Here is a 1,402-nt window from a genome sequence, read left to right on the forward strand (position 1 = left end):
CACGAATCTTTAGCTGATGGGGGGATTTCCGATTACTTTTTTCCATATACTGCCCTCTCTGGCGGAGTGGACTTAAGTTTGTCACGGATTCAGGAATGTTGCATCAATTTTCATATCTTTTCTTCACGTCAAGGCCGTCATTTTTTACTATTTTCTCGTTCCGGTTCCGGCAGGCTGCAATTCGTATAAGTGGAACTTACTGAACAGCCCGGGAAATGTAACATAAAAATTTATAAGTTAATTAAAATCTAGTAGGAGGGGCGGCTAACCCCTGTCCTCTCACACCACCGTACATGCGGGTCGCATACGGCGGTTCCAAAAGGTTAACGAAGCTCCTTATAGCGTGAAAGCAGACTTTTTCAGCCCTCTCGCTTCCCAGTAGGAAGTCGGGAGGGCGTTGTTTATGTTCCGGGACATTTCCCACGGACCTCGCGGGGGAGTTCGCTGTAACGAAACACACCCAGTCTGGCACGCCTAGTGCTCGCAGTTCACGAATGCGTGTACGCACTCGCTTCTACTGTTTCCATAGACACATCCGAAGCCGCCTTCGAATCCATTGGTCGAGTTTCTCACAGTGGTTCTTTGCAGAAGCTAGCCAGAAATAGCCAATCCAGCTCATGAGATAGCGGTTAAGGCGTGTAAAGCGTTCTTCCATCAACATTGACCGCGTCCGGCTCGTTATCTCTCGGATCCTCTCCTTGAATCGGGAGATCGTCTTCGGTGCTAGCCGAATCGTCGCCTGTGGGTTCGACAGAAAACCAAGGAACTTGCGGATCCACGGCCGGTCTACCGCACTCTTTTCCCGGTTCACTTTCAGTTTCAGCGTTCCTTCCACAAAGTGTGTCACCGCATCCAATACGCTTTCTCCCGCGCGCTTGCTTGCGACGAAGATGTTGCAATCGTCCGCGTACCGGACGAAGTTCAGCTCGGATGAGTTTCAGGACTCGCTTATCCTTCACCCTACCCGCCACTCTCGCCCTGAGCTTGTCGTGATTTACCCGGTCGAAGAACTTCTCCAGGTCCATGTCCACCCCCCAGCGCAGTCCACTCTGGATGTATCTTTGGGCTTGTCGAAGATCGGATTCATCACTTGCAGAAGCGCTTGTTGGAGGAATCGGTCCATCACGGTCGGGATGCCTAGCAGCCGTACGCCGCCTACGGGTTTGGGGATTTCCACCCGTTTAACGGGCTCAGGTCTGTAGGTTCACGCGAGGAGTTCGGTTTTCACCGCTGACCAGTGGGTTTTCAGGTAAGCTTGTAGCTCGGCTACCGTTACACCGTCCACCCCGGGCACTCCTCCGTTTTGAACCAATCGCTTGTAGGCGAGCCGAAGGTTTCCTCCTTCGAGCATTCGCTCCAACAAGTCGCTTTGGTCTTCGCGAGAGGAAGGGGCGATTTGGGC

Annotated in this window: 1 protein-coding gene and 1 pseudogene; one reads left to right on the top strand and one right to left on the bottom strand. The window is 52.6% G+C overall.

The window, feature by feature from the left end:
• A partial coding sequence (locus G485_RS30685; RefSeq protein ID WP_205620166.1) for a hypothetical protein occupies nucleotides 1-189 on the top strand: 189 nt, incomplete at its 5' end.
• Nucleotides 190-323: 134 nt separating this feature from the next.
• Here the strand turns inward: G485_RS30685 and G485_RS31045 are convergent.
• Nucleotides 324-1,402 (bottom strand): annotated as a pseudogene (locus tag G485_RS31045) (group II intron maturase-specific domain-containing protein); the annotation flags it as partial.

Source organism: Cohnella thermotolerans DSM 17683 (assembly GCF_000429825.1).
In the GTDB taxonomy this organism is placed as follows: domain Bacteria; phylum Bacillota; class Bacilli; order Paenibacillales; family Paenibacillaceae; genus Cohnella; species Cohnella thermotolerans.